General features: G+C 49.2%; 4 protein-coding genes and 2 pseudogenes. 2 read left to right on the plus strand and 4 right to left on the minus strand.

Annotation, left to right across the window (positions count from 1 at the left end; translation table 11 throughout):
* Window positions 1-189: 189 nt before the first annotated feature.
* The 4 genes and pseudogenes from V7K21_RS25870 to V7K21_RS25885 all read right to left on the minus strand — a co-directional run bounded on the left by V7K21_RS25870 (window position 190) and on the right by V7K21_RS25885 (window position 3,541).
* The gene (locus tag V7K21_RS25870; RefSeq protein ID WP_335178290.1) at window positions 190-387 is read right to left on the minus strand and encodes an antibiotic biosynthesis monooxygenase; all 198 of its coding nucleotides are present in this window, start codon (window positions 385-387) and stop codon (window positions 190-192) included.
* A gap of 318 nt (window positions 388-705) precedes the next feature.
* Entirely contained in the window at window positions 706-1,605 is a 900-nt protein-coding gene (locus V7K21_RS25875; RefSeq protein ID WP_335178292.1) for an aldo/keto reductase family oxidoreductase, read from the minus strand.
* Between the two features lie 124 nt (window positions 1,606-1,729).
* A pseudogene (locus V7K21_RS25880) lies at window positions 1,730-2,485 on the minus strand (SDR family oxidoreductase).
* A gap of 90 nt (window positions 2,486-2,575) precedes the next feature.
* A complete protein-coding gene (locus tag V7K21_RS25885; RefSeq protein WP_335178294.1) occupies window positions 2,576-3,541 on the minus strand; it encodes a quinone oxidoreductase family protein in 966 nt (321 codons plus the stop codon).
* A gap of 301 nt (window positions 3,542-3,842) precedes the next feature.
* On the opposite strand from V7K21_RS25885, the gene V7K21_RS25890 reads away from it, so the two are divergent.
* Both V7K21_RS25890 and V7K21_RS25895 read left to right on the plus strand, forming a co-directional pair.
* Window positions 3,843-4,763, plus strand: coding sequence for an AraC family transcriptional regulator (locus V7K21_RS25890; protein WP_335178296.1), 921 nt, complete (start codon window positions 3,843-3,845; stop codon window positions 4,761-4,763).
* Between the two features lie 722 nt (window positions 4,764-5,485).
* Window positions 5,486-5,677 (plus strand): annotated as a pseudogene (locus tag V7K21_RS25895) (reverse transcriptase N-terminal domain-containing protein); the annotation flags it as partial.
* Between the last annotated feature and the right edge of the window lie 89 nt (window positions 5,678-5,766).

Raw genomic sequence — 5,766 nt, forward strand, 5'->3', positions numbered from 1 at the left:
CAAAGCCATACGAAAGCCAGTCTCAAAGCTGGATTTATCGCCTTTTCCCGCACCCTCTTGACAAAAGTGCAATCACTCTAACCTCTCACTGATGATACAAATGAGCATCGAACTTCGCTATCTCCATGATCGGTTTCATGTGCGCCGTCGCTTCCGGGTTCTTTTGCATCGCCTTGAAATCCTCACGCGTCACTGGGCATAATTCGTCACTCGCACCCCGTCCGAACTCTTATGAATATTGGCTGAGACAAAGCCAGGTAAATGCTTCATCGTTTTTTCGGTGGCCTCGACGAGCATCTCGACCAATCTTTGTTGGTTCTCCGGCTCGACGGTGAAGACGTTAATGAGCGTGATAACTTGATTGTCTTTCGAGATTGTTGTCATCATCCCCCCTTTTAATATTGACGTTTTGGACGCTTAGGAAGCTACCACAGAAGCGATCTCAAATATACACCCGATTTATACTCAAGCGAGCCGCCTAACTACAGTGTACCCGCCAGTTTCAAGGCATACATCGATCAGATTGTGAGAGTCAATAAAAGTAGTTTGAACTCAAATACCAACTTCTGACCCATTGTTGGGAAAATGCAAAAATTTAAGCTGAAGTTCCCCCAGCAAATATATTTGCTGGGGATGTGGACTCAGAGGATGAGAGTTGCGAGGGAACGTGTCGCACTCAAGCAGTTTGTGTCAAAGCTCAAAGTATTAAGTCAAGCGATCTGCCAGCGGTTTTGCCGCGATCGCGTTTAGGTCAGCCACCGTTTGCTGTGGAAGTTGCAGTGAGGCAGCTTTGATATTCTCACGCAGATGCTCAACTGATGACGTGCCGGGAATCAGCAAGATATTGGGGGAGCGCTGAAGCAACCATGCTAGCGCTACTTGCATCGGTGTTGCGTCTAAGGACTTGGCGGCGCTTTCAAGTACCGAAGATTGTAGCGGCGTGAACCCACCCAGCGGGAAGAACGGCACATAAGCAATTCCCAGCTTCGCGAGGTCGTCAATGAAAGCGTCATCTTCCCGGTGTGCCACGTTGTACTGGTTCTGCACACAGACAATCTCCGCGATCGTTTGTGCCTCTGCTAGTTGTGTAGGCGTGACATTGCTCAAACCGAGGTGACGAATTAATCCCTGCTTCTTAAGTTCGGCTAAGGTCGTTAGCGGCTCGGCGAGAGAACCCTCCGATGTTCCGTGACCATCACCCATCAAGCGGAGATTGACGACATCGATCGCATCAAGTCCAAGATTACGCAGGTTGTCATGAATCGCCTCAGCCAGATCCTGTCGCGATAGCGCGGGCAACCATGACCCATCTGCGGGACGACGCGCCCCCACCTTGGTCACAATCACCAAATTTTCTGGGTAGGGATGCAGCGCTTGTCGGATAATCTGATTTGTGATGTGAGGTCCGTAGAAGTCGCTCGTATCGATGTGATTAATGCCAAGGGCAATCGCTTCGTGCAAAACAGCAACGGCTGCATCTACATCTCGCGGCGCACCCCAGACATTTGAACCCGCGAGTTGCATGGCACCATAACCTATACGCTTCACTGTTATTGAAGTATTTGGTAGCGTAAAATTGCCACCAAGGTTCGTTTGCTCGGACATATAGCTAGTTTCTCCAAGAATTTTTTAGTGATTTAACGAATCTTTTCCGAGAGTCCATTTTTTATTGATGTCGCTGCGTGCGATCAAAGACCTCTCCTGCTGATCGATAGATTAAGAGCGCGGATCATTGTTTGTTGCGGCTCGCGAATATTTGCTCATAGTCACCGTTCCTTTCGGCAAATCGATATGCTTTGACACGATTAACAAGGATTTCGCCGTGGGGTGGGTTTGGAGTGCTGAGAATCTGCATCACTTCAGCAATATAGTCAGCCAGTGGCATTGCAGCTGGATCAGTCGCCTGACTAGCCCCGCCAAGCTCCGTCTGTACATAGGGTGGGGCAAGTTCAAGAATCTCCACGGAGGTTTCCTGAAGCTGAACGCGGAGCGACTGCAACCAGGAGTGAAGAAAAGCCTTGCTCGCGCAATAAGTCGGATATGGACTGATGGGAACGAAAGCCAAGCCAGAGGTGGTGGTGATAATCGTTGAATGCGGCTGCTGTTTGAGAGTCGCCAGGAGTGCCGCCGTGAGTTGAAGTACACCGATAATGTTAGTCTGAATCGTAGACTGGATCACGGAGAAATCGATCGAGTCTGAGGTGAGGTCTTCGGTTTTAGAGATTCCGGCATTGTTGATCAGAACATTAAGTTTAGGGAACTGTTCTTGAATGCGGGACGCAAAGGCTTCGATGTCCGCCTAGTCTTGGACATCAAGTTGAATCCCGTGCATCCCGGAGTGAGCAGCAGTGATTTCGTCAAGGAGATGTTGACGGCGACCCGCGATGATGACTTGATTACCGCGTTGATAGAACGCCTCGGCAAGCGCACGACCGATGCCGCTTGTGCCGCCAGTGATGAGAATGGTGTTGTCAGTGAGATTCATCGGTATTTTTCTTGCAAAGATGTCGAAATGAAGAATGTCAGGGTTTGTTAAGAGTAGAGTTGTTGCAAAAGCTGGAAACTCAATCAGCACTTATTCGCCGCTCACGTGCAACACGATTTTGCCCAGATAATGCTGTTTCATCGCTGACTGCGCTTGTGCCGCCTCTTCCAGCGCAAACGTCTGCGCGATGTGAACTTGAAACTCACCCATGTCGATCAATCGGTTAAGTTCGTCTAACAATATCGGGTCGGCGAAGCCATTTGCCTTCTTGAGTTCCACACCGTCGGGCGCTTTGGGTTCGGGCATCACGCCATTAGGAAAGGAGATAATTCCGCCCTGACGCACCAACGAGAGCGTGGATTGAACGGTGTCGCCGCTCACCAGCACCAGCGCAGTATCGAAGCCATCGGGCGCAAAAGCGCGGGCACGTTGCACAATGTCGTTGCTGTGTCCGTCCACTGCTTCATCGGCACCCAACTGCTGAGCCAAAGCTACACCGTCTGCACCCGATGCGATCGCGAAAACGTGCGCCCCCATGCGTTTAGCCAGTTGCAGCGTCACGTGACCAACGCCACCGCTCGCGCCCCACAGCATTAATTTGGTTTCGTTGCCCGCCCCTAGCGCTTGCAAATTGCTTAGTGCCGTTATACCAGTAATGGACAACCCACCCGCCATCTGCATATCAAGATTATCGGGCATCGGCGCGACCGTCTTTTCAGATACGACCACGTATTCTGCATAGCTACCGCCCTTGTCATTCATGAAGCTCTGGGCGTAAACGCGATCGCCAACAGCAAAACGCTCAACGCCATCGCCAATGGCAACAATAGTGCCTGCACATTCGCCGCCCAACACACGCGGAAAGTGAACTTCGTTATATGGCAAATCGCCTTTCCGCTCTATTTCATCCCAGATGCCAACTCCAGCGGTCTCGATGCGAATCAGAACTTCGCCCACATCTACCGTAGGCACGGGTAAGGTGTGTAAAGTCAGCTTGTCAGGGCCGCCGAACTCGTCCACAGCCATTGCTTTCATTTGTTGGGGAGTATTTTGCATAAATAGGTTCTCCTGCTCATTGCTTCAATTGTTATTGAGGGGTTTGGAGGCGTAAAACTGCTGACAAAGTTTGTTTGGACGGATTGCCATTTCCTCCAAGAAGTTTTTAATTGTTTCAGGAAAGAAATGCGGTATCGTTCTTCAGACTCTTTAAGGTCTCGCTTGAGATGCTTTCATCCTATTCATTCGATCCAGCATTGTTAATGCCTAAAACTCTTTAATCATTGCCTAATTCTCCAGCATGGATTACTTGAAGACATTCTATAATCGTGTAGGGCATTGAATGAGTTGAGGCTTTACTATGACAGTCGAAATCCCCAATTCTGAGGTAGTTGCAGATCAGTGCCAAGCGCTGGCGGCATTAGTGGCGCGACACACCGAACCCAATGACAACCTTGTCTATCCAACTGCGATCGCACCATTGAGCTTTTCGCGATCAAATGCGTCATCTGCCGTCATTTACCAGGATTATGAACCGCGTCTGGCCATTCTCGTTCAAGGCAAGAAAGACATAGTGCTGGGAGAGGAAACGTATCCGTATGAAATAGGGCAATGTCTTGTTGTCTCAGTTGATCTCCCCATCGGTGGGTGTATTGTTGAGGCGACAACCGATCAGCCGTATTTAGGATTAAAGCTGACCCTAGACCCAATGCAACTTTGTGAAATGGCTGCTCAAATGAATTTTAGTTCAGCGAAGAAAGAGAACTCCGTCCGAGGCTTATTTGTGAGCAACGTTGATGCCACGTTGCTTGACTGTGCCCTTCGCCTTACTAAGCTCTTAGATACGCCACAGGATATTCCCATGCTGGCACCGATGATGATTCGGGAACTCTACTACCGTCTGCTAATCGGGGAACAAAGTGAAGCCGTGCGTCAAATTGCTACATCTGGCAGCAGTATGCAGCGGATTGCTTCAGCGATCAAACGGATCAAGTCTAAGTTTACTCAGCCAATGCGAGTTGAGGACTTAGCAAAGCAGGTAAGGATGTCTACTTCGTCGTTTCATCAGCACTTCAAGCAAGTGACCTCGATGAGTCCACTTCAATATCAAAAGCAGTTAAGACTGTTGGAAGCCCGTCGCCTGATGCTGACGGAAAATTGCGATGCAACCTCTGCTGCCTATCAGGTCGGGTACGAAAGTCCCTCACAGTTCAGCCGGGAATATTCCCGCCTATTCGGTGCACCACCGATGCGAGACATCGAACGATTACGATCGGCTTGATGACCTTGCCCCAAAAAGGAGAGCGAAAAATTTCAGGGGAGATAGGCAACAATTTAGCAGGGGTTCTAAACATTAATCATCCCAAGGACGAATGGCACGCTCGATAAGGTGTAAGTCAGTAGCTGTAAGGGTTAAAAAAAAATGGATCTGTAATACCAACAAATAACCGAATGTTGGTGTGCGATTCGTTGTTAGCCGAATCTCGGTAATCAATCCGTAAATAAGCTAACTATCTGACAACAGATGAACTCCGGAAGAGATGGAAGTGAAAACCCTCCCCCCCAAACTCAGGGGTGACTCCTTACCTGCCCACAGCGACCAAACTCGGAATGTTGGAGACTGAAGCTGGGAACAGGGCGCAACCAGACGGCTGTTATGGGCTGACACTGGCGCTAATGGGGAGTGCACAAGGTGAAAGCAGAACCTGGAAAAGCAACCTATTCGGACGCAGGGCATAACACAAAACCCCTGACTTCGTTAGAGACAAAATCCCGCCAACGTTACCAACGCGAGTGGCATGAGTAAGGGATTCTAGCGGTTGAATTGGTTCCACCTAACGGCACATAATAATCCCATCCGGGGAACGAATAAAAACGAGTTAAAGGTCTTGGGAACGGTCGAAACCCAGGTAAGCCAGACGAGCGGCTGAATTCCTTTAATTCGGGTAGGACAGACTGTAATTGGTCTGAGGTGTTCAGAAAACAATCAGGATAGAGTAAAGCATGATTGGACACAGTGATAACACTAGTGAATCTTGGAGCAAATTACCTTGGAAGAAATTCCGACGCAACTTGCTTGGCTTACAAGTTCGATTGTTCAAAGCAGTTAAAGCAGGCGACATGCGGAAAGCGCGGTCACTCCAGAAGCTGATTCTGAAATCTAGGGCTGCACGGCTACTGGCAATTCGTCAAGTATAGCAGTCGCCATCTCAGTTAGGACGTAGGATATATAGAGAAGTGATTGATTTGTGCATTCCTATGGCAAACCCTTACAGTTATGACCT

This window comes from Nostoc sp. (assembly GCF_036919595.1).
Lineage (GTDB): Bacteria > Cyanobacteriota > Cyanobacteriia > Cyanobacteriales > Nostocaceae > Nostoc.